21 protein-coding genes are annotated in these 20,225 nt (G+C 38.5%); 10 read left to right on the forward strand and 11 right to left on the reverse strand.

Annotation, left to right across the window (positions count from 1 at the left end; genetic code table 11):
- The first annotated feature begins 237 nt into the window (after window positions 1–237).
- From CEY16_RS06070 to CEY16_RS06080, 3 genes are read left to right on the forward strand one after another with little or no spacing between them, the layout of a single operon-like run.
- A complete protein-coding gene (locus CEY16_RS06070; protein ID WP_101331048.1) occupies window positions 238–876 on the forward strand; it encodes a GNAT family N-acetyltransferase in 639 nt (212 codons plus the stop codon).
- A gap of 20 nt (window positions 877–896) precedes the next feature.
- Window positions 897–1,541: an acetoin utilization AcuB family protein gene (locus tag CEY16_RS06075; RefSeq protein WP_101331049.1), complete on the forward strand. Its 645-nt coding sequence runs from the start codon at window positions 897–899 to the stop codon at window positions 1,539–1,541.
- Window positions 1,511–2,707, forward strand: coding sequence for an acetoin utilization protein AcuC (locus tag CEY16_RS06080; protein ID WP_274379928.1), 1,197 nt, complete (start codon window positions 1,511–1,513; stop codon window positions 2,705–2,707). The genes CEY16_RS06075 and CEY16_RS06080 overlap by 31 nt, the downstream gene beginning before the upstream one ends.
- Window positions 2,708–2,800: 93 nt before the next feature.
- Here CEY16_RS06080 and motS read toward each other — a convergent pair whose 3' ends face one another.
- The 4 genes from motS to CEY16_RS06100 form a co-directional block, all read right to left on the reverse strand.
- Window positions 2,801–3,607, reverse strand: a complete 807-nt coding sequence (motS, locus tag CEY16_RS06085; RefSeq protein WP_101331051.1) for a flagellar motor protein MotS — start codon at window positions 3,605–3,607, stop codon at window positions 2,801–2,803.
- Window positions 3,597–4,424, reverse strand: a complete 828-nt coding sequence (gene motP, locus CEY16_RS06090) for a flagellar motor protein MotP (RefSeq protein WP_101331052.1) — start codon at window positions 4,422–4,424, stop codon at window positions 3,597–3,599. The genes motS and motP overlap by 11 nt, the downstream gene beginning before the upstream one ends.
- 51 nt (window positions 4,425–4,475) lie before the next feature.
- Window positions 4,476–5,477, reverse strand: a complete 1,002-nt coding sequence (gene ccpA, locus CEY16_RS06095; protein ID WP_101331053.1) for a catabolite control protein A — start codon at window positions 5,475–5,477, stop codon at window positions 4,476–4,478.
- A 146-nt stretch (window positions 5,478–5,623) separates the two neighbouring features.
- Entirely contained in the window at window positions 5,624–6,706 is a 1,083-nt protein-coding gene (locus CEY16_RS06100) for a bifunctional 3-deoxy-7-phosphoheptulonate synthase/chorismate mutase (protein ID WP_101331054.1), read from the reverse strand.
- Between the two features lie 136 nt (window positions 6,707–6,842).
- Here CEY16_RS06100 and pilM point away from each other — a divergent pair, with 136 nt between their 5' ends.
- From pilM to mntR, 6 genes are all read left to right on the forward strand, one after another.
- Entirely contained in the window at window positions 6,843–8,999 is a 2,157-nt protein-coding gene (pilM, locus tag CEY16_RS06105; protein WP_101331055.1) for a cell division protein FtsA, read from the forward strand.
- Between the two features lie 262 nt (window positions 9,000–9,261).
- Window positions 9,262–10,197, forward strand: a complete 936-nt coding sequence (locus CEY16_RS06110; protein WP_101331056.1) for a metal ABC transporter solute-binding protein, Zn/Mn family — start codon at window positions 9,262–9,264, stop codon at window positions 10,195–10,197.
- Window position 10,198: 1 nt separating this feature from the next.
- Window positions 10,199–10,960 (forward strand): metal ABC transporter ATP-binding protein, encoded by a 762-nt coding sequence (locus CEY16_RS06115; protein ID WP_101331057.1) that lies wholly within the window; start codon window positions 10,199–10,201, stop codon window positions 10,958–10,960.
- Window positions 10,938–11,831: a metal ABC transporter permease gene (locus CEY16_RS06120; protein ID WP_101331058.1), complete on the forward strand. Its 894-nt coding sequence runs from the start codon at window positions 10,938–10,940 to the stop codon at window positions 11,829–11,831. The genes CEY16_RS06115 and CEY16_RS06120 overlap by 23 nt, the downstream gene beginning before the upstream one ends.
- A gap of 1 nt (window position 11,832) precedes the next feature.
- Window positions 11,833–12,705 carry a metal ABC transporter permease gene (locus tag CEY16_RS06125; protein WP_101331059.1) on the forward strand — a complete coding sequence of 291 codons (873 nt, stop codon included), beginning with the start codon at window positions 11,833–11,835 and terminating at the stop codon, window positions 12,703–12,705.
- A gap of 121 nt (window positions 12,706–12,826) precedes the next feature.
- Window positions 12,827–13,255: a transcriptional regulator MntR gene (mntR, locus tag CEY16_RS06130; RefSeq protein WP_101331060.1), complete on the forward strand. Its 429-nt coding sequence runs from the start codon at window positions 12,827–12,829 to the stop codon at window positions 13,253–13,255.
- A gap of 86 nt (window positions 13,256–13,341) precedes the next feature.
- Here the strand turns inward: mntR and ytxJ are convergent, their stop codons facing one another.
- The 3 genes from ytxJ to CEY16_RS06145 are packed head-to-tail and all read right to left on the reverse strand — an operon-like array spanning window position 13,342 to window position 14,585.
- Window positions 13,342–13,665, reverse strand: coding sequence for a bacillithiol system redox-active protein YtxJ (gene ytxJ, locus CEY16_RS06135; RefSeq protein ID WP_101331061.1), 324 nt, complete (start codon window positions 13,663–13,665; stop codon window positions 13,342–13,344).
- A 56-nt stretch (window positions 13,666–13,721) separates the two neighbouring features.
- Window positions 13,722–14,165, reverse strand: a complete 444-nt coding sequence (locus CEY16_RS06140) for a YtxH domain-containing protein (RefSeq protein WP_101331062.1) — start codon at window positions 14,163–14,165, stop codon at window positions 13,722–13,724.
- Between the two features lie 12 nt (window positions 14,166–14,177).
- Window positions 14,178–14,585 carry a DUF948 domain-containing protein gene (locus CEY16_RS06145; RefSeq protein WP_101331063.1) on the reverse strand — a complete coding sequence of 136 codons (408 nt, stop codon included), beginning with the start codon at window positions 14,583–14,585 and terminating at the stop codon, window positions 14,178–14,180.
- 142 nt (window positions 14,586–14,727) lie between these two features.
- Between CEY16_RS06145 and CEY16_RS06150 the strand changes: the two genes are divergently transcribed.
- Window positions 14,728–15,840, forward strand: a complete 1,113-nt coding sequence (locus CEY16_RS06150; RefSeq protein ID WP_101331064.1) for an aminopeptidase — start codon at window positions 14,728–14,730, stop codon at window positions 15,838–15,840.
- A gap of 134 nt (window positions 15,841–15,974) precedes the next feature.
- Here the strand turns inward: CEY16_RS06150 and murC are convergent, their stop codons facing one another.
- The 4 genes from murC to CEY16_RS06170 all read right to left on the reverse strand — a co-directional run bounded on the left by murC (window position 15,975) and on the right by CEY16_RS06170 (window position 20,180).
- Window positions 15,975–17,270: a UDP-N-acetylmuramate--L-alanine ligase gene (gene murC / locus CEY16_RS06155; RefSeq protein ID WP_101331065.1), complete on the reverse strand. Its 1,296-nt coding sequence runs from the start codon at window positions 17,268–17,270 to the stop codon at window positions 15,975–15,977.
- A gap of 208 nt (window positions 17,271–17,478) precedes the next feature.
- On the reverse strand, window positions 17,479–18,588 hold the full coding sequence (locus CEY16_RS06160) for a nicotinate phosphoribosyltransferase (protein ID WP_101331066.1): 1,110 nt from the start codon (window positions 18,586–18,588) through the stop codon (window positions 17,479–17,481).
- 171 nt (window positions 18,589–18,759) lie between these two features.
- Window positions 18,760–19,362 carry a YtpR family tRNA-binding protein gene (gene ytpR / locus CEY16_RS06165; protein WP_101331067.1) on the reverse strand — a complete coding sequence of 201 codons (603 nt, stop codon included), beginning with the start codon at window positions 19,360–19,362 and terminating at the stop codon, window positions 18,760–18,762.
- A gap of 5 nt (window positions 19,363–19,367) precedes the next feature.
- Window positions 19,368–20,180, reverse strand: a complete 813-nt coding sequence (locus CEY16_RS06170; protein WP_101331068.1) for a DUF1444 domain-containing protein — start codon at window positions 20,178–20,180, stop codon at window positions 19,368–19,370.
- Window positions 20,181–20,225 lie beyond the last annotated feature (45 nt).

Below are 20,225 nucleotides of genomic sequence, written 5' to 3' on the forward strand. Positions count from 1 at the left end.
GGTGGCGATGGCTCCGGCGGCGATGGCTCCGGCAGTGACGGAAGTTCTGATAGCTCCGATAGCGATTCAGCCTTCAACTTCACTAACTATCAACACCTAGTCAGTACACTAAGGAGCATCCCTGATTACAGATTTATATTTTAAATATCACTCGTCCTTACATGTTTTCATTGTAGGGGCGAGTTTTTTTCGTGTTATACTAGTGATAGAATTTTGCTCTTATTAGGTGGTGTTGTTTTGAATCATCCGAAAGCCTTTCATTCAAGAACGATTGAAAAAGATAGTCAACAGATTATCGTAGAAGGTCCTGTTTCATCAAAAGACTTGAAGAAATATGATTTCGATGAAGGATTAAAAGCTTTTCGTCCTCCAAAAAAACAGTTCGAAGCCCTCCAATCCATTGCTGATTTCGAGGAAGGTCGAATCATCATTGCTCGTGATCAGGATAAAGTTATCGGGTACGCAACTTACCTTCACCCTGACCCGTTAGAACGTTGGTCAAAAATTAAAATGGATGACCTTTTAGAATTGGGTGCAATTGAAGTTTCTCATGAGTACAGAGGGTTGAAAGTTGGCTCAAACATCTTGGAAGTATCCATGCTCGATGATCAAATGGAGAATTATATTGTCATGACAACTGAGTATTACTGGCACTGGGATATGAAAACTACTGGATTAAGTGTTTGGGAGTATCGTAAAGTCATGGAACGAATGATGGCTCATGGTGGTCTGGAGCCCATGCCTACGGATGATCCAGAAATTATGTCACATCCTGCAAACTGTTTACTCGTGCGAATAGGTAAAAATGTTCCCCACGAATCTGTTTCAACATTCGATTCACTTAGGTTCATGGGAAGAAACGATCTATTTTTATAAAATGAAAGGAGCGAAGTACATTGTTAGTTGAAGAAATTATGTCTAAAAGCGTTAAATCCTTATTACCAACAGCAAATATTGAACATGCTCTTGAATTATTAAATAAACATCATATACGCCATATACCAATCGTCAATGAATCAGATCAAGTGATTGGCATCGTTTCCGATCGTGATATTCGAGACGCAGCTCCTTCAATCCTAGAAAAAGATCAGAATCGATCCATTTTACAAAATGAGATTCAATCTATCATGAAGTCTCCAGTTATTACGGTTCATCCATTAGACTTTATAGAGGATATCGCCTCCATTTTTTATGAGCAGGAAATAGCCTGTGTCCCAGTTGTTAAAGAGAATCAGCTGGTAGGTATAGTGACTGAAAAAGATTTGCTTTATAACTTGATTCAGTTGACTGGAATCCATGAACAAAGCTCACAAATTGAAGTAAAGGTGCCAAATAGAGTTGGGGTATTACCGGAATTAACTAGTGTAATCAGTAACAGAAATACGAACATTTCTTCTTTATTCATTTATCCTGCCGATCAAAATGAAAATAAAATCATTGTTCTCCGCATACAAACAATGAACCCTATGCCTTTGATAGATGAATTGAAACAGAAAGGCTACGAAGTTCTTTGGCCGAATATTCCGGGGTTGGCGACATGACATGTCAATCAGCATTTATCTACTCAGACTCTTTTGCAAAATATAAGTTTAGAGAAGACCACCCTTTCAATCAGAAACGGGTTCAATTAACTTATGAACTACTAATGGCTTGTGATGCTATAGATCCAGAACAAGTGGTAGAACCTAGAATTGCAACAGATGAAGAAATCAGTTTGGTCCATGACCATGAATATGTTCGTGCTGTAAAAAAGGCAGGCATTGGGGAGTTAAGCAAAGAAGAAGGGTTACAATTTGGCATTGGAACAGAGGATACTCCAATGTTCGAAGACATGCATGAAGCTGCGGCACAATTAGTCGGAGGCACTTTGTCCGCAGTAGATGCGGTCCTTGAAGGTGATTATAATCACGCTTTAAATCTAGGTGGAGGTTTGCACCATGGTTTCAGTAGAAAAGCATCTGGATTTTGCATTTATAACGACGCGGCAATCGCCATTAAATATATACGCCAAAAAGCAAATTTGAAAGTCCTTTATGTGGACACTGATGCGCACCATGGCGACGGCGTACAGTGGATCTTTTATGACGATCCAAATGTGTGTACACTATCAATCCATGAAACAGGTAGATACCTTTTTCCTGGTACAGGATACGCGAATGAACGTGGTCAAAAGGAAGGGTACGGTTATTCTTTCAATGTTCCAATTGATGCGTTTACTGAAGATGAATCTTTTTTAGAAGTTTATAAAGAATCAATGGAAGAAATCGCAGCATATTTTCAACCAGATATTATACTTACTCAAAATGGTGCTGACGCTCATGCCTATGACCCTCTTTCTCATCTATTGGGAACGATGGCAATCTATGAAGAAATACCAAAAATCGCACATGATATTGCCCATAAATATTGTAATGGACGCTGGATTGCTCTTGGTGGTGGCGGTTACGATATCTGGCGTGTAGTACCTAGAGCGTGGTCTCAACTTTGGAAAGTTGTAGATGGAGGAAAACCACTTACCGGAGGTCTTCCAGAGGACTGGCTCGATAAATGGTCAAAAGAAAGTCCCGTAGAATTACCGAAGACATGGAGTGATTCTAAATCTATTTATCGTGAAATTCCTAGAAAACCTGAGATTACCGAGAAAAATAGACTAGCGTTACAGAAGACGCTGCAGCTGATTAGAAATGAAAAGAATTATATGATGTAAGAGTATTTGCACAGGCATGCTTCAAGCTTGTGCTTTTTTGTTTTTTAGAATTCAAAAAAACCATTATTCCTTCAACAGAAATAATGGTTTCAATTAATTGTTTTGTGCTTCTAATATGACTATTTCTACCCGACGGTTACGTTGCCAGTTATCGCTACCATCGTTTTCAGCAACCGGACGTGTGTCGGCAAAACCAACTGCTTGAAAACGAGATGGGTCCAATGATAAGTCATCTGTAAAGAAACGAACAACACTACTAGCTCTGGCGCCGCTCAACTCCCAATTAGACGGGAAGCGATAATTACTAATCGGACGACTATCGGTATGACCTTCAATTTTAACATGGTTAGGTATATTGTTTAAAAGTGTACCTACTTTGTTTAAGAAAGGTTCTCCTTCTTCAATCAGTTCAGCTTCTCCCGATTCAAAAAGAACGCGTTCCTGCAATATCAAAACAACCCCTCGTTCCGTTCGATTGGCAGAAATGACTTCAGCAAGTCCTTCACTAGATAAAAATTGTTCTACTTCCGATAACAACTCTTCTAGGTTTCCTTCTTCCTCAGCTTCGTCCAAATCTTGGTCGCCTTCTGATTGATCTTTCGCGTCTTCTTGATCTGGATTTTCCTCTTCTTCTTCCATATCTAACAATTTAAGGTCTTCATCGTCCCCAATATCAACCTCTTCGTTTGTCGGGTTCTCAAGCGGGATTGCAGACGGTGAAAAATCAAAAATAACTCTCTCTTGATATGATTCAGCCACAGCTTTGAATTTCACAGCATCGATCTGTGACATTGAAAATAATAATATGAAGAATACTAGGATGAGCGTTACCATGTCAGCATATGTAACCATCCAAAGTGGAGCATCTTTTTTCTGCTGTTTAGACTTTTTAGGTTTCATTTACAGTCTCTCCCGCAAGCTCCTCTTCTTCCTCCACCTCTTCAGGTTGTTTCAGATCTTCGGTTGATAAGAAGGCACTAAGCTTTTCTTCCAATATTTTAGGGTTTTGCCCAGATTGGACACCGATAACCCCTTCTACTATTACTTGTTTCATAAATACTTCTTCTTCTGTTTTTCCGGCCAATTTACCCGCCATTGGCAAAAATACTAAATTGGCTAGCACCATACCATAAAATGTGGTTAACAATGCGATGGCCATACTGGGACCAATAGTTTCTGGTGATTCTAAGTTATTCAACATCAGGACTAGTCCAATGAGGGTACCAATCATCCCCCATGAAGGTGCGTATTCTCCTGCTTTTTCTATAATCATACGCCCTTTACGGTGTCTTTCCTCCATAGCTGCAATTTCAGCGTTCATAATATCGTTGATGACTTCAGGCTCAATACCGTCTATCGCCAAATAAACGCCTTTTTTGATAAATTCATCATCGATCTCTTCAAGTTCACTTTCAAGGGCTAATAATCCTTCTCTTCGCGCCTTTTCTGACAATGTTATGAATAGCTGAATAAGTTCCCGAAGGTTATGATCACTTTTATTAAAAACTTCTTTGACGATTCTCCAAGATAGCTTCAGTTCAGTCATATTGAAGTTAATCATCAACGCACCAATCAATCCTCCAATAACAACGACGATTGATGAAATTTGAATAAATGTAGTGACACCACCAAAACCACTATTGAAATAAATTCCGACCAGAATCATTGTCGCGCCTAACCCAATTCCGATCGGTGTCAGAATATCTCTTTTTTTCATGACCTCTCCACCCTAATTCCTGTCTTTTATTCTCTATTTATTTTATCGGCATCATTTTTCGGATGTTGAGCCACGAGTTATCATTCGATGAGGTAAAGTCACTTGTTGTTGATCGACTTCCTCCCCTTTTAATAATTTTGTGAGTAGTCGCATAGAAACTGCACCAATGTCGTACATTGGTTGAACGACAGTTGAAAGTGTAGGACGCACCATTTTGGCTAGTCGAGTATTGTCGAACCCAATAACTGTTAAATCTTCTGGGATATTCAAACCTGCGTCTTGAGCTCCGTGGATTACTCCTAGTGCCATTTCATCAGAAGAAGCTAACACCGCACTTGGTTTATTATTTAAATGTAAAAAATGACGTACTGCTTCCAACCCAGATTGATATGTGTCATCGCCATTGAAAATCAGTTCTTCATTTTCTGGCAATTGGTGGTCCTTCAGGGCATCTAAATACCCTTGTTTTTTCATAGCATTCGCATGGATGTTCAACGGGCTTGCAACGAACCCTATTGATTCATATTTATTAGAAATAAGAAACTGCACAGCATCCTTCATTGCTGAATAATAATCGATGTTAACAGATGGCAGTTTACTTGATTCATCAACCGTAGCAGCTAAAACAACAGGTACCTCTGAACGATTAAATGCCTCGATGTGTTCTTCAGTAATAGCACTTCCTATAAATATAATTCCGTCCACTTGCTTTTCCAACATTTTATCAAAAAGATCAAGTTCCTTATTTTTTTGCTGATCTGAACTACTTAAAATAATGTGGTATTTATACATAGTCGCTATGTCTTCAATTCCTCTGGCCAATTCTGCAAAAAACATGTTAGATATATCAGGAATGATGACACCTACAGAGGTTGTTTTACGACTTGCTAGTCCCCGTGCAACAGCATTCGGTCTGAATCCAAGTTCTTCTATTGCATTCATGACCTTTTGTCGTGTAGCTGGCTTTACATTCGTATTACCGTTGATGACACGAGAAACCGTTGCCATCGATACGTTCGCTTTATTTGCTACATCATAAATAGTTACGCTCATACGATCACTCTCTTCTCCTAGTATAGTTAAAATTAGCATACGATATATTGATTTTTGAAGCAATGGATTAGGAAAAGCGCAAGTGACTTTACCCACTGCAGGAAGCAGTAGTATTTAGTCCTCTTGCGCTCTATTTATCCCACTTTTTAAACTTTGGCGTCCATCTTATAAAAAGCTTGAAGCTCGTCCATAAAGTGGTTGAAAGTATCTATATCCATCTGTTGTTGTGAATCCGACAAAGCTGTTGCTGGATCTGGATGAACCTCAGCCATGATTCCGTCTGCCCCAATTGCTAAAGCAGCTTTAGCTGCTGGTAGCAACAAATCCCTTCTTCCTGTTGAATGAGTAACATCTACCATTACAGGCAAGTGCGTCTCCTTTTTCAAGACAGGTACCGCTGTAATGTCTAATGTGTTTCTGGTTGAGGTCTCATAAGTTCTGATGCCTCGTTCACATAGAATAATCTGTCCATTCCCTTGAGATATGATGTATTCAGCCGCGTTCATAAATTCATTGATTGTGGCGGCAAGGCCTCTCTTAAGCAAGATTGGTCGATTAGACTTTCCAGCTTCTTTGAGCAGTTCAAAGTTCTGCATGTTCCGAGCACCGATTTGAATGACATCAAGATATTCATGGGCGGGTTCGATATCTCTTGGGTTCACGATTTCACTAACTACTTTAAGACCGTGACGATCGCCTACATCTCTTAAGATTTTCAAGCCTTCCATACCCAGTCCCTGGAAATCATATGGAGAAGTACGAGGTTTGAATGCTCCACCTCTTAAAAGCTGGATACCTTTTTGCTTAATAACTGATGCCACTGCATCCACCTGTTGATGGGATTCTACAGAACACGGCCCCATGACGAATTGTTGGTTACCGTTTCCAACTTCAATGCCGCCGATATCAACGACAGTGTCATTAGGTTTCTTTTTTCTAGAAACTAATAAAGTTTTGCGGTGGTCGTCTTCCTGTAGCTCTTTAGCCGCTTTAAAAATCTCTTTGAATAGATGTTCGATTGTAGCATACTCAAACGGCCCTTTATGATGCTCAATGATATGATCCAACATTTCACGTTCTCTCACAGGGTCAAATGCTTTCATCCCTTGTCCCTTCTTCAGGTCCCCAATTTGCTTTACTAATTGACCACGCTGATTGATCATGTCGAGCAATCGTATATTTACATCATCTAGCTGATGTCGTAATTGATCAAGCTGATTATTCGTCAATGTCATTTCCTCCCGTGCTAGTTTATATCACACTATATTTATGGTACATTATCTATAATTGAATACTCAATTATATCGAAAATTCGACAGAATGTCATACGATAGCATTGAAATTGAACGGTGAGGTGGCTGGTTTATGAGTGATAAGCTTTTTGCTTTGGATATAGGAACAAGAAGTGTAGTAGGCATTATTTTGAAGAAAATAGATCAATCATACGAAGTAATAGAAATGATTTCCAAAGAGCACGAGGAACGTTCCATGTTAGATGGTCAAATACATAATGTATTAGCTGTTTCAAAAGTCATCCAACAAATCAAGAATCAATTAGAAGAAAAACATGGACCGTTGAAAAAGGTTTGTGTTGCTGCAGCGGGACGAGCTTTGAAAACAAAGGAAAGCTCTGTTGAAATAGATATCTCCCAGCAACCACTAATGACAGAAGATGATATCTTTCACCTAGAACTTGCCGCAGTCCAACAAGCACAATACCAGCTGGCCGAAGAGGAAAAGGATCACTTAAGCTCCAATTACTATTGTGTAGGTTACTCTGTTTTACATTATTATCTAGATGACGAGGATATCGGTTCACTACTTGATCAGCAGGGTGAGAAAGCTAAAGTAGATGTCATAGCAACGTTTTTGCCTAAAGTAGTCGTAGAATCATTGTTATCTGCATTGCAACGAGCTGAGCTTGAAATGGATGCTCTAACCCTGGAACCGATTGCCGCTATTCAAGTATTGATTCCTCAATCCATGCGCCGACTGAATGTTGCCCTTGTTGATATTGGTGCAGGAACAAGTGATATTGCGATTACGAACGATGGTACTGTTACAGCCTATGGTATGGTTCCGAAGGCTGGAGATGAAATTACAGAAGCATTGAGTGATCAGTATTTACTCGACTTCAATCAAGCTGAAAAAGCAAAACGCGACCTTACAAGCCATGCATCTATGGAAATAGAGGACATACTTGGGTTTAAAACAACTGTTGATCAAAAAGAAGTTGTAAAAACGATCGAATATGCAATTGATGAGCTCTCTGCATCAATCTGTGACCAAATATTGAAATTGAACCAAAAGGCACCGAAAGCTGTCATGCTAGTAGGCGGAGGTAGTTTGACACCTTCGATTACCCAAAAAATCGCTAAACACCTTCAATTACCAGACCAACGTGTAGCTGTCCGTGGAATTGATGCGATTCAATTATTAGCAAATAAAGAAAACTTGCCTGTCAGCCCCGAGTTTGTCACTCCTATCGGTATTGCTATAGCTGCCAAACAAAGTCCCGTTCACTATATTAGCGTTCAAGTGAATAACCGGACTGTTCGATTATTTGATTTAAAACAATTAACAATCGGAGACAGTCTACTAGCAGCGGGAATAGAGCTGAATAAATTGTACGGAAAACCTGGAATAGCTATTTTCACCTCTTTAAATGGTAAGAAAATTACTCTACCAGGGACATTTGGAGAAGCTCCTTCTATTTTTATTAATGGAGAGGAAGCATCTCTCCAAGACAGGATACAGCACGGTGACGAAATCTTTGTCGAGCAAGGTAAAGACGGGTCAACCCCTACCTATCGTGTTAAAGATGTAATTGGGGACCTCCCTACTCAAACCATCACTCTTCAGAATCAACCAGTTGAACTTCGACCTAATGTAATTGTGAATGGAAAACATGCGGACATGAATCAAGTACTAAAGGATGGCGATCAAATCAACTGGTCTAGCACACAAAATGTTGAGGATATTTTTAAACAACAACGCCTTAATGACCTAATCGATTTAGATAAGCCATTCCATATTTATTTAAATGGTAAACGACATCAAACCAAAGAAAAAATTATTGAACTGCTAGTAAACGGTCAACCCGCTTCTTTCGATCAGAGTGTAAGAAATGGTGATCAAATCGCTTACTCAACACATAACCAAGTATCAGTAAATGAGTTCTTGAATGAGTTAAACCTTTCACTCGCTAAAAAGATCACAGTATTTTATGAAGGAAACGCCATTACACTTACGAAAGATTACTTACACTTATCAAAAAATGGACAAATACTGAAAGGTGAATCACTCCTCTATCCGGGGGATCAGTTGGAGTTAGAGAAACAGATGCCTTCTCCTTTCATCTTTCAAGATCTTTTCAGATATATTGATTTAGAGCCCGAATATAAAAAAGGCTACCGCTTCAAACTATTTAAAAATGGCCATGAGGTTGGTTTTTCTGAAGAAATTGCTGATAATGACGAACTTTCAATTTCTTGGACCGAAAGCATATACTCAAATGAATAGATATTTTAAAAAGTCGCATAATTCTTGCGACTTTTTTCTTGACAAAAATTCATGCTGCCCCTAAAATTTGCGTATGGTAAACTTTTTTATCTGCAGTAACATTTTTCAACTTAGGTTAATATATTAAATTACTTCAATAAATTACTTCAAATTAAAATCGAGACAATTACATAATTAATTGGCTCGAAAAAAATTTTATTCAAAAAGTTTACCTAGGTAAACTTTTATAACTTAGTCAAACTTACTAGAGGAGCTCTTAAAAATGAAAAAAATTTATCAATTACTTTTGCTTTTTACTTTTATTCTACTAGTGGCTGCTGGCTGCAGTAATCAAGAAGGTGAGGCTACTGATGAAGATACTATAAATATAGTTACGACCATTGCCCAAATCGGGGAGCCATTATCAGTTATAGGCGGTGATCGTGTCAACGTGGAGAGTTTGATGGGCCCTTCAGTTGACCCGCACTTATACAATGCGACACATGGAGATATAAAAAAAGTTGATCAGGCAGATCTCATTTTTTATAACGGACTAAACTTAGAAGCGAATATGGTCAAAGTTTTTGATGAGATTTCTCAAACTAGGCCTGTGTTAGCTATTGGTGAAACTGTCCCCAAGGACCAACTATTAGAAGATGAGGAAGGCTCGATCGATCCTCATATATGGTTCGATATCGATCTTTGGCGTGAAGCTCTGGACTCAGCTGTAGAGGAATTGAAAGAATATTCACCAGAGGATGCAGAATACTTTGAACAGAATAAGCAGGATTACTTTTCGGAATTAGAAAAATTAAAAGAGGATTCTTTAAATAAGATGAGTGAAATCCCTGAATCCAAAAGAGTATTGGTTACTGCTCACGATGCTTTCGGATACTTTGGAAACATGTACAATTTGGATGTTATCGGTCTACAAGGTTTAAGTACAGATGGCGAGATTGGTGTTTCTGATATCAACAACACCATTTCTATTATAAAAAAGTACGAAATTCCTGCGATTTTCGTTGAAACAAGTATTAATGAAGACTCCATCCAAGCTGTCATACAAGGGGCCTCCAGTGACGGAATCGATGTTTCACTTGGTGGTGAATTATTTTCAGATGCTATGGGGCAGGCTGAAACTATTGAAGGAACTTATTTAGGGATGTACAGACACAATGTTGAAACCATCTCAAAAGCTTTGACAGAAGGTGATGATTAAAATGAAGGATATTGTACTTGATGTGAATAATATTGCTGCTTCATATAAAAAAGAACAAGTTTTACATGATGTTAATTTCTCAATAGAAAAAGGAACACTTACTGGAATCGTGGGACCAAATGGTGCAGGTAAATCCACTTTGTTGAAGACATTATTGAATCTTCATCAATCATTAGGTGGTACAGTAAGATTCTTTGGAGTCCCTTTCCAAAAGGCGAAAAAAAGAATTGGATATGTTCCTCAACGTGGCTCAGTCGATTGGGATTTCCCGACTGATGCCCTTGATGTCGTGACGATGGGACTTTACGGACAGATCGGCTGGATGAAGAGGCCGAAACGTGGAGACAAAGAAAAAGCTTATCAAGCTTTAGACAAAATGGGAATGGCCGACTATGCCAACCGTCAAATTAGCGAGCTCTCTGGTGGTCAGCAACAAAGGGTATTTCTTGCTCGTGCACTAGTTCAAGAAGCTGACTTTTATTTTATGGATGAACCACTGGCCGGAGTGGATGCAGCTACTGAGAGTGCTATTATGAAGACTCTTAAAGAGTTAAAGTCTTACGGAAAGACCGTCATGGTTGTACACCATGACTTACAGACTGTAGAAGACTATTTTGATCACGTCTTATTATTGAATCGAACAGTTATCGACCATGGCCCAACTCAAGAAACTTTCACTAAAGAGCAAATCGCGAATACGTATGGCGGTGACATGCGTTGGATGAAAGAAGGTGCCCCGAATGTGGCAAACACTTCTCAATAGTAATACACAGTGGGTACTCTTAAGCACATTAATCTTAGGAATAGCCGCTGGAACGGTTGGGTGTATTGTCTACTGGCGGAAGCAAAGTTTGATGAGTGATGCCTTGGCTCACGCAGCTTTACCCGGAGTTGTTATTGCTTTTCTACTCATTGGTGAGAAGAACCTCTTCATTTTAATCATTGGTGCAACAATTAGTGCACTTTTAGGAGCTTTATTCATCCAGTGGATCCAGTCATCTACACGAATAACGGAAGATACGGCTATGGGAATGGTCCTATCTGTGTTTTTCGGTTTAGGGATTATGTTATTGACCATCGTTAATCGATCGGCTGGCGGGAACCAAAGTGGCCTAGATAGTTTTATTTTCGGTCAGGCAGCTGCGATGGTCCGTTCAGATGTGTATACAATGCTGAGCTTTGCGCTTGTTGTTATCTTCGTTGTATTTGTAGGTTTCAAAGAATGGAAAATATACTTATTCGATCCTTCTTTTGCAAAAGGGTTAGGATTATCTTTGACCTGGATGAACGCTCTTTATATAGGGCTGTTAGTCATTACAATCGTAATTGGTATTCAAGCTGTAGGAGTCATTTTAATCGCAGCTTTATTGATCATTCCATCCGTGAGTGCTAGGTATTGGACGAATGCGTTTAAATATATGCTGGTACTATCAGCCGTTTTCGGAGGAATTTCTGGCGCGACAGGTACACTGATCAGCGCTCTAGGGAGTAATTTACCCACAGGACCTTTTATCGTCATCGTTGCATCAACTATCTTTTTCATTTCTTTGATTTTTGGAAAAGAAAAAGGGTTGTTAATACAAAAGTTGCAATGGAAACACCAGCGTGCGGCCATTAAAGAAGGAGGCAGATAAAATGACATATACAGCATGGATCATATTAACTGCCTCACTTGTGGGACTTTCTTGCGGCATCATCGGTGTCTTTCTGATTCTAAGAAAGATGGCTATGATGGCCGATGCAATCAGCCATACCGTATTACTTGGTATCGTGATCGCGTTCTTGATCACACGACAAGTCTCTGGACCTTCAATGTTGATAGGTGCTGCAGTTGCAGGGTTATTAACTGCATTTCTCGTCCAATGGTTGAACTCCTTGAAAATTGAACAACACGCTGCAATCGGGATTGTTTTTACGACTTTATTCGCAATTGGTGTAATTTTAATTTCCACATCAATCGGTAATGCACACCTAGATGTCCAACACGCTTTGATGGGGGAAATTACATTTATCCCTTGGAATACAATCGATATACCTTTAATAGGGACGGTACCCCAAGCGACAGCTTTATTATCTTTGGTCTTGATTATAGTAGTGATTATGGTTTTAGCATTCTATAAAGAGTGGAAGATTACCTCATTTGACCCAGCACTAGCAGCAAGTTTAGGCATACCAGTAATTTTGATGCACTATCTATTCATGACACTGGTTTCTATTACTACGGTTGCTTCTTTTGACTCTGTCGGAGCAATCATGGTTGTTGCCATGCTAATTACACCTGCTGCTTCTGCTTATTTATGGACGGATAAGTTAGCCATCATGATCGTGTTAAGTGGTTCTTTCGGAGTCATCTCAGCAATTCTGGGCTACTTCATAGCAACTGGAATAGATACATCAATTTCAGGTTCAATGGCTTTTGCTACAGGGTTGATATTCCTGGTGAGTTTTGTCTTATCACCTAAGCATGGAATCATGTCTAGATTTGCAAAACCGGTTAGTGACTCTTAAATATTTTTCTGGGAAGTTTAGTTATTAGCTCAAATCTCAGCTTATCCTTTAGAAAGCTTTAATTGTTTGGTAAACTTAAATATAGAAGTTGACTAAACTCAAAAATTTTGGAGGTTAATTTATGCCAACTCCAAGCATGGAAGATTACATTGAACAAATATACATTCTAATAGATCAAAAAGGATACGCACGTGCTTCTGACATCGCAGAACGTTTAGAAGTGCATCCCTCTTCTGTAACTAAGATGGTGAAAAAACTAGACCAAGAACAATATCTATTGTACGAAAAATATCGAGGGCTAATTTTGACCGATAAAGGAAACAAGATCGGTAAGCGACTTGTATATAGACATGAGTTACTTGAGAAGTTCCTTGAAATCATAGGAACCGACACTGAGAGTATTTACGAAGAAGTCGAAGGAATTGAACATCATCTCAGTTGGGAGAGCATTTTTAGGATTGGGGACCTAGTAGAATATTTCGAAGAAAATCCTCAACGACAGAAAGATTTAAAGAATGTACAAAAAAGAAATGAAAATCGAGAAATATGATATAAGACTTTACAGTAAACCCTAATGAGAAACAAATGAAAACACGATCGTATGGAGAAATACATCCTTCGATCGTGTTTTTTTAACTACATAATTTGTTTTTCTAACTTTTTAGCAGTTATATCGAAATGAGAAGCATGGAATTGAACATCGCCATCTTGTACATAAAACACCTGTGGTGATTGGTGCTTGACTTGGAAATGTTCAGCTACCTGGTTAGATAATTCTCTATTCTCTTGGATATGAATGATATAACTTGTAACGTCATTCGAAGAACTAAACTTTTCAAACTCTTTCTTTGCTTGATCACTGATCGGACAAGTAAGACTATGTTTTAAAAGAACATAGGACTCATCATTTTCAATTACATTAGATAACTCTTTGTCAGATGTTAATCGTTTAACGTTCATCAGATTACCCCCTTAAAATGAAAAAAAGTTGTTGGTATGAACCAACAACTTTAATCTTAATATTTTTCTTGAGAACGTTCAAACATCTCGTTCGCTTCTTGTCTTTCTAATTCTTCAGCGGCTTCTTCAATTGCTTCTGCAACCTCTTCAGCTACTTCTTCATCAGATTTCTTACGTTTGCGGTTATCTTTGAATTCATTGACACGGTTTTGAAGTTCACCGCTTTTTTCTTTTACACGCTCTGATAATTCTTTACTTTTGACTTGTGCTTGTTGAGACCACTCATTACCTCTTTCATAGGCAACGTCTTTCCATTCTCCAGCACGTTCTCTAACCTGATTAGCACCAGTGTTAATATCTTCACGAATCTCTTTACCGGCTTTCGGGGCAAATAGCAAAGCTACAGAAGCACCTACAATACCTCCGATTAATGTACCGATCATGAAATCCTTACTGTTAATGTTTTCTTCCTGATTTTGCTTTTCTTTTTCGTTTCCCATTATTAATCCTCCTTATTTTTTACCTTTGTATCTTTTGTATAAATGAATTGCAGCCTCTCCCCATTTTACGGTTTGAGTAGTAGTATCACTATGATTGCTAGCTTGCTGTTCTATCTCACTTGATAACTTCTGCAACGATTGATTAAAATCCTGCACAGTATGACCAATTCCCTTAACACCATCGAATAAAACATTTACTTTATCTGTTTTCTGCGAAATGTCATCTGCTAAATGATTTGTTTTGTTAAGAAGTTGTGTAGTCTCGGTCGTTATCCCTTGAAGTTGGCCTTCTAATGAATCTACCGTACTAGCTACATTGTCTAATGTTTTTGTCACAGACATAAGAGTTCTTGCTAAGAATATGACTAGAACTAGAAATGCTATTGCTGCAATCAGTGCGGCGATATGTAGCAAGTTCATTTGTTCCACAACCTTTCTGAATTTTTGGATATACCAAACTTATACCCCATATTAACCTTTGTCAAACGACTTGTTTCATTCTTTTCTTTTTAACAAACTTTGAGTATGATTAGAATGGATGAAATTTTAAGGAGGTTGACTTATGAAAGACCCACGAATCGAAAAATTAGCAGATTTACTCGTCAATTATTCAGTCAAACTAAATAAAGGCGAAAAGTTACTGATCGAAAATACTGGTATTCAACAAGAACTAGTATCCGCAATTATTGAAAAAGCATACGAAGTTGGTGGACATCCTTTCGTTGAATTGAAAGACCCTAAAATCATGCGCACATTATTAAAAGGTGCAAATGAAACTCAAATGAAATCCTGGGAAAATTACGAAGCCCACGTGATGGAAGACATGGATGCTTACATAGCAATCCGTTCGGGTGACAATATCAACGAACTTTCGGATGTTCCTTCTGACAAAAATAAATTATTTGGTCAGACACTAATGAATGTGCACCGAAAAATTCGCGTTCCTAAAACAAAATGGTGTGTTCTGCGTTTCCCTAATGAATCAATGGCACAGCTTGCTGAAATGAGCACAGAAGCATTTGAAGATTTCTATTTTGATGTATGTACGTTGGATTACGAAAAAATGAATCGCGCAATGGATGCATTGAAAAAGAAAATGGAAGAGACTGATGAAGTTCAAATCAAAGGGCCAGGAACTGATCTAAAGTTTTCTATAAAAGATATTCCTGTCATCAAGTGTGCTGGAGAAATGAACATTCCAGATGGTGAAGTATATACTGCTCCCGTACGCGACTCAGTGAATGGGACATTGACTTATAACACACCTTCTCCATATCAAGGATTTACTTTTGAGAATGTGCAATTAAAATTCGAAAACGGAAAAGTGGTTGAAGCTTCTGCCAATGATTCAGAACGTATCGAAGAAGTTTTCAATACGGATGAAGGCGCAAGATATATCGGGGAATTCGCTATTGGGATCAACCCATACATTCTTCATCCAATGAAAGATATTTTATTCGATGAGAAAATTGACGGCAGCTTCCACTTCACTCCAGGTCAAGCATATGATGATGCTTATAATGGTAACGATTCATCTATCCACTGGGATATGGTATGTATCCAAAGAGAAGATTACGGTGGTGGAGAAATGTATTTCGACGGAGAGCTTGTCAGAAAAGATGGACGCTTCGTAATTCCCGAACTCAAGGGATTAAACCCAGATCAATTAAAATAAAGGATAAATAGAATCCTCTGCAGAAATGCAGAGGATTTTTTTAGGGCTTGGATTTTAATGCCAGTAAGTGAATTTTCTACAGACCGAATTGTTACAGAAAAAATCCTCCAAGCAATGCGCCTGGAGGATTATATTTAAGCTAAGTTTTGGAATTCCTCTTGATACTTCTGAATGTCACCAGCACCCATAAAAAGAATGACACTTTCTTTATGAGTTTTCAATACTGTTGTATCGCCCTCATTCAGTAACTCCGAGCCTTCTATTTTCGATTGAAGGTCTTCTATCTTAAGTGAGCCTGACTTTTCTCTAGCTGAGCCGAAAATATCGCACAAGTACACGTGATCAGCACCTGATAAGCTATCAGCGAATTCATCAATAAATTGGCGAGTTCTTGTAAAAGTATGTGGTTGAAATACTGCAACCACTTCTTTTTCTGGATATTTTTTTCTTGCGGACTCTATTGTGGCTTCTATTTCAATCGGATGGTGAGCATAATCATCAATCAAAATTTGCCCGTCTACCCAATCAGTCTCAGTGAAGCGACGTTTAACCCCTTCAAATGTTGAAATCTTCTTGATTTGGTCCGCACTGAAATCCTCATAGTGGCAGATAGCTATTACACTTAATGCATTTAGGACACTATGCGTTCCGTAGGTCGGTATCGTGAACTCATCATAATAAGTACTTCGGACATAGACTTCAAATGTTGTACCTTCACTAGATTCTTTAATATTTTGTGCTTGAAAGTCATTACCTTCAGATAATCCGTAGTACATAACTGGTACGTTGGCATGTATCTTTTGAAGATATTCATCATCACCGCATGCAATAATGCCTTTTTTCACCTTTAATGCCATCTCCTGAAAAGCTCTGAAAACGTCATCTACGTTTTTGAAATAATCAGGATGATCAAAATCAATATTTGTCATAATTGCATAATCTGGTTCATAGGCAAGGAAATGCCTACGGTATTCACATGCTTCAAATGCAAAATATTGACTATCAGGATGTCCTAGCCCAGTTCCATCACCGATTAAATAAGATGTTGGCACATTTTCCTTTAGTACATGAGCAAGTAATCCAGTCGTTGAAGTTTTCCCGTGAGCGCCTGTGACAGCAACACTTGTGTACTTCTGTAACCACTCACCAAGAAATTCGTGGTATCTATAAAAAGGTAAACCTAATTCTTTTGCTTTTACAATCTCTTCATGATCATCGCTGAAAGCATTACCTGCAATCACGATTAAATCACCTTTTATATTTTCCTCGGAAAAAGGTAAAATCTCAATGTTCTTTTTGCGTAAAACTTCTTCTGTGAAAAACGTTTTTTCAATATCAGACCCTTGAATGGTTTCACCTGAATCATGAAGGATTTGAGCAAGTGAGCTCATCCCTGTTCCTTTTATTCCAATAAAATGGTAAGTCGACATAAATCGAACCTCCGTAACTTATCCCTGTATGTATTCTATGCTGTGGTATTCAAAATGCTTTTACCATTATAGCAGACTTCATTGAATTATACATTATTAAAGGTATATTTCAATAAAGAAAACTTGGGAGGTCTCTTTCCTGTGAACTTCAACGTATTATTATTTCCACAAGTACATAAAAAAATTGAATGTGATAAACTCATCACATTCAACCATTAGGATACTCTACTTTTTCTAAGCGAGGGTTAGGATTCAACTTACGTCCTTGTTTTGCTTCTCCCTCTCCATTCAATTCTACATTATCTCCCGTAAATCCAATATTGACTCTCAACAAGTTGCTCCCTACACCATACATATCCACCGGCACATGTAAGGATTCGAATTTCTCAATTTTTTCTTGAGTGAAACCTCCACTTACAACAATCTTCACATGCTGAAAACCTTCTTCATCTAAGGCATGTCTGAGTGCAAAAATCAACTGAGGATTAACACCGCGAGGGTCAAAAGAACCCATGATATGTTGATTACGGAAAAAATACTTATCTACCATCTGGCCAGAAGTATCTACTCGTACACCTTTCAACTCTTCTCCGAAATATCGTGCGACCTTCAACGAATCTGCTACAACATCATTATTGTAATCAACTAATGCAATCAATTCATCTTCTGGGAACGTTTCTTGATAAGCCCTAGTCGCAGCTACAATATCCCCTTTGAACATCTGAACGAGAGCATGCGGCATTGTACCAATTCCCTTTTTACCCCACCATTCGTTCATCGCATGTGTAGCTTGGGCAGTTGATCCTCCGATGTAAGCGGCGTATCCATCGCCAGATTGCTGAGTATAATGATCATCTCGGTCACCCATGAAAATGATCGGTTTTTGATCCCCATTAGTACGTCCAGCTTTAACTACGTCGTAAACATTAGTCGCGACTGAAGTACGTCGTCCTAGAATCCCATCAATGATTCCTTCTAAAAAGCCGAAGTCTTGATAAGGTCCTTTCACGGTCAAGACCGCTTCATAAGGTTTAATCTTATCTCCATCCTGAAGAGCATGGATCTCAAGATTTTCAGGATTTTCAGCAAATGTATGTAGAAGAGCGATCGCTTCATCTGACCCACATAAGACTGCATCACTTTTTTGAAAGAATTGCATCGTAACGACATTATCCGCTAAATGTTCTTCTACGATTTTTTTCGTTTTCAAAAAATATACTGCAGAAAACCAACCCTCTTTTATTCGTTCATCGAATTTAAACGTTTCATTCGTCAAACGCTTGATTAACCCCTGCTGTTTTTTATAAAATTCCTTCATGTTAACCCCTCATCCAGTCCTGTTTATGTATAATAATAATCTTAACTAGTATAACAAGTTTTGACAAGTTTCATAAAGAGTATGGACAACTCCTATAATTGATTACCATACAAGCTTTGCTGTTTCATCAATAAAAGAATACACCAGTATCATAACTGGTGCATGTACATTTTAAATGTGAAATTGTTCGCCTACTTCTTTATCATCTTCAAGAACTAAAATTCCTTTTTTTTCACTTGCTCCATCAAGATTCAGTTCTTTAGCTGAACATATCATTCCGTGAGAAGGGACACCTCTCAATTCAGACTCTTTAATGAACATTCCACTTGGCATCACAGCACCAACTTTTGCGACGACGACTTTTTGACCTTCCGCAACATTAGGGGCACCGCAAACGATTTGCAGGGTTTCATCACCTACATCGACTTGGCAAACTTTCAATTTCGAAGCATCTTCGTGTGCTTCTGTTTCTTTTACATAACCTACTACGAACTTCGGTGACAAATCAACCTCTAATGAATCTTTTACACCATTACGGTAAAAAACTTCATCAATATGGTGCATTAGATTTTCAGTAGGTGTGATGGTACCATTTCCTTCTAATTCAAAGTAAGAAGAAAGTGAGAAAATGTTGTACCCTACGACATTACCATTTTCTTCATTAGTCAATCGAACAACATCTTGAAAACGCTCGCTTTTAACATTTCCTTCTTCTTGAGCTAGAGTGATGAGCATTACATCACCGATTCCAATAGGATTATATACAATTTGCATAGTGACTACTCCTTATCTTCTTCTGGTTTCTTTTTTGCTAAAACGAAAATAGGTTCGAGTTTTTGGTCCTCATATAAAAATGGTAACGATGTTATAGGGATTCTTCCGTCTGCGAAAAACTGCATCATGATCTGTGCTAATACATCATATCCTGATTTATTTTTTATATCAACGAAAATCAAGACATCCTGATGGGGAACGCCTACAGCTAGCTCGCCTTCGGACTTTGCACTCATCTCTTCTAAGAGTGCTTCGTTTAAAATCCTACTTGCATCGTATCCATCATTGGTTGATAGAAAATAAAAAGTGTTACCAGCAACTTCATCTTTTTTCATTTCAGTTGATAACCGTCGGATATTGAAGGTAGCCACTTCTTTGACTCGTCCTTCTTCCCAGCCTTCCCTTTCCAACATTTTTTCATCAATCAAACGATAAGATTTACCTAAATCAAGCGCATAGTAGACACGCGTTTCTGCAGTATGATCAGTGTAAATCAGACGATCTCCGTTATTTGACTCCGTAGGGAAAGACCCTGAACGAATCACCGGAAAGATTTGCTCTTCTTTTCCTTCTAATGTCTGTTCCTCGTCCATAATCTTCAAAGCTTCGCGAATATGATTCTCAATCTCATCAACCGCTTGATCACCTTTGTTTTCGTATTTACTGATCAAGCCAGGAAGTGAAATCGTAACCCCCTGCTTCGTGCTTTGCCATTCAACTCTGAATGTATCCTCATCACGATCGAATTGAGTGTTCCATCCCTCGTTAGAGAAACGTTCTTCTAATATTTTTTTCATCTTAATACTTGTCATTTTCATGGTCATTGCCTCCTTGTACTCGAAGAGCACTGCCCATTATTTTAT

The sequence above is a fragment of the Halalkalibacillus sediminis genome (assembly GCF_002844535.1).
Classification (GTDB): Bacteria; Bacillota; Bacilli; order Bacillales; family Alkalibacillaceae; genus Halalkalibacillus_A; species Halalkalibacillus_A sediminis.

What these genes read in the sequence shown, in the direction of transcription:
- motS (WP_101331051.1), bottom strand. Translation starts at nt 3,607, where the DNA reads ATGAAACCTAAAAAGTCTAAACAGCAGAAAAAAGATGCTCCACTTTGG.
- motP (WP_101331052.1), bottom strand. Translation starts at nt 4,424, where the DNA reads ATGAAAAAAAGAGATATTCTGACACCGATCGGAATTGGGTTAGGCGCG.
- ccpA (WP_101331053.1), bottom strand. Translation starts at nt 5,477, where the DNA reads ATGAGCGTAACTATTTATGATGTAGCAAATAAAGCGAACGTATCGATG.
- pilM (WP_101331055.1), top strand. Translation starts at nt 6,843, where the DNA reads ATGAGTGATAAGCTTTTTGCTTTGGATATAGGAACAAGAAGTGTAGTA.
- CEY16_RS06110 (WP_101331056.1), top strand. Translation starts at nt 9,262, where the DNA reads ATGAAAAAAATTTATCAATTACTTTTGCTTTTTACTTTTATTCTACTA.
- CEY16_RS06115 (WP_101331057.1), top strand. Translation starts at nt 10,199, where the DNA reads ATGAAGGATATTGTACTTGATGTGAATAATATTGCTGCTTCATATAAA.
- CEY16_RS06120 (WP_101331058.1), top strand. Translation starts at nt 10,938, where the DNA reads ATGTGGCAAACACTTCTCAATAGTAATACACAGTGGGTACTCTTAAGC.
- CEY16_RS06125 (WP_101331059.1), top strand. Translation starts at nt 11,833, where the DNA reads ATGACATATACAGCATGGATCATATTAACTGCCTCACTTGTGGGACTT.
- mntR (WP_101331060.1), top strand. Translation starts at nt 12,827, where the DNA reads ATGCCAACTCCAAGCATGGAAGATTACATTGAACAAATATACATTCTA.
- ytxJ (WP_101331061.1), bottom strand. Translation starts at nt 13,665, where the DNA reads ATGAACGTTAAACGATTAACATCTGACAAAGAGTTATCTAATGTAATT.
- CEY16_RS06140 (WP_101331062.1), bottom strand. Translation starts at nt 14,165, where the DNA reads ATGGGAAACGAAAAAGAAAAGCAAAATCAGGAAGAAAACATTAACAGT.
- CEY16_RS06145 (WP_101331063.1), bottom strand. Translation starts at nt 14,585, where the DNA reads ATGAACTTGCTACATATCGCCGCACTGATTGCAGCAATAGCATTTCTA.
- CEY16_RS06150 (WP_101331064.1), top strand. Translation starts at nt 14,728, where the DNA reads ATGAAAGACCCACGAATCGAAAAATTAGCAGATTTACTCGTCAATTAT.
- murC (WP_101331065.1), bottom strand. Translation starts at nt 17,270, where the DNA reads ATGTCGACTTACCATTTTATTGGAATAAAAGGAACAGGGATGAGCTCA.
- CEY16_RS06160 (WP_101331066.1), bottom strand. Translation starts at nt 18,588, where the DNA reads ATGAAGGAATTTTATAAAAAACAGCAGGGGTTAATCAAGCGTTTGACG.
- ytpR (WP_101331067.1), bottom strand. Translation starts at nt 19,362, where the DNA reads ATGCAAATTGTATATAATCCTATTGGAATCGGTGATGTAATGCTCATC.
- CEY16_RS06170 (WP_101331068.1), bottom strand. Translation starts at nt 20,180, where the DNA reads ATGAAAATGACAAGTATTAAGATGAAAAAAATATTAGAAGAACGTTTC.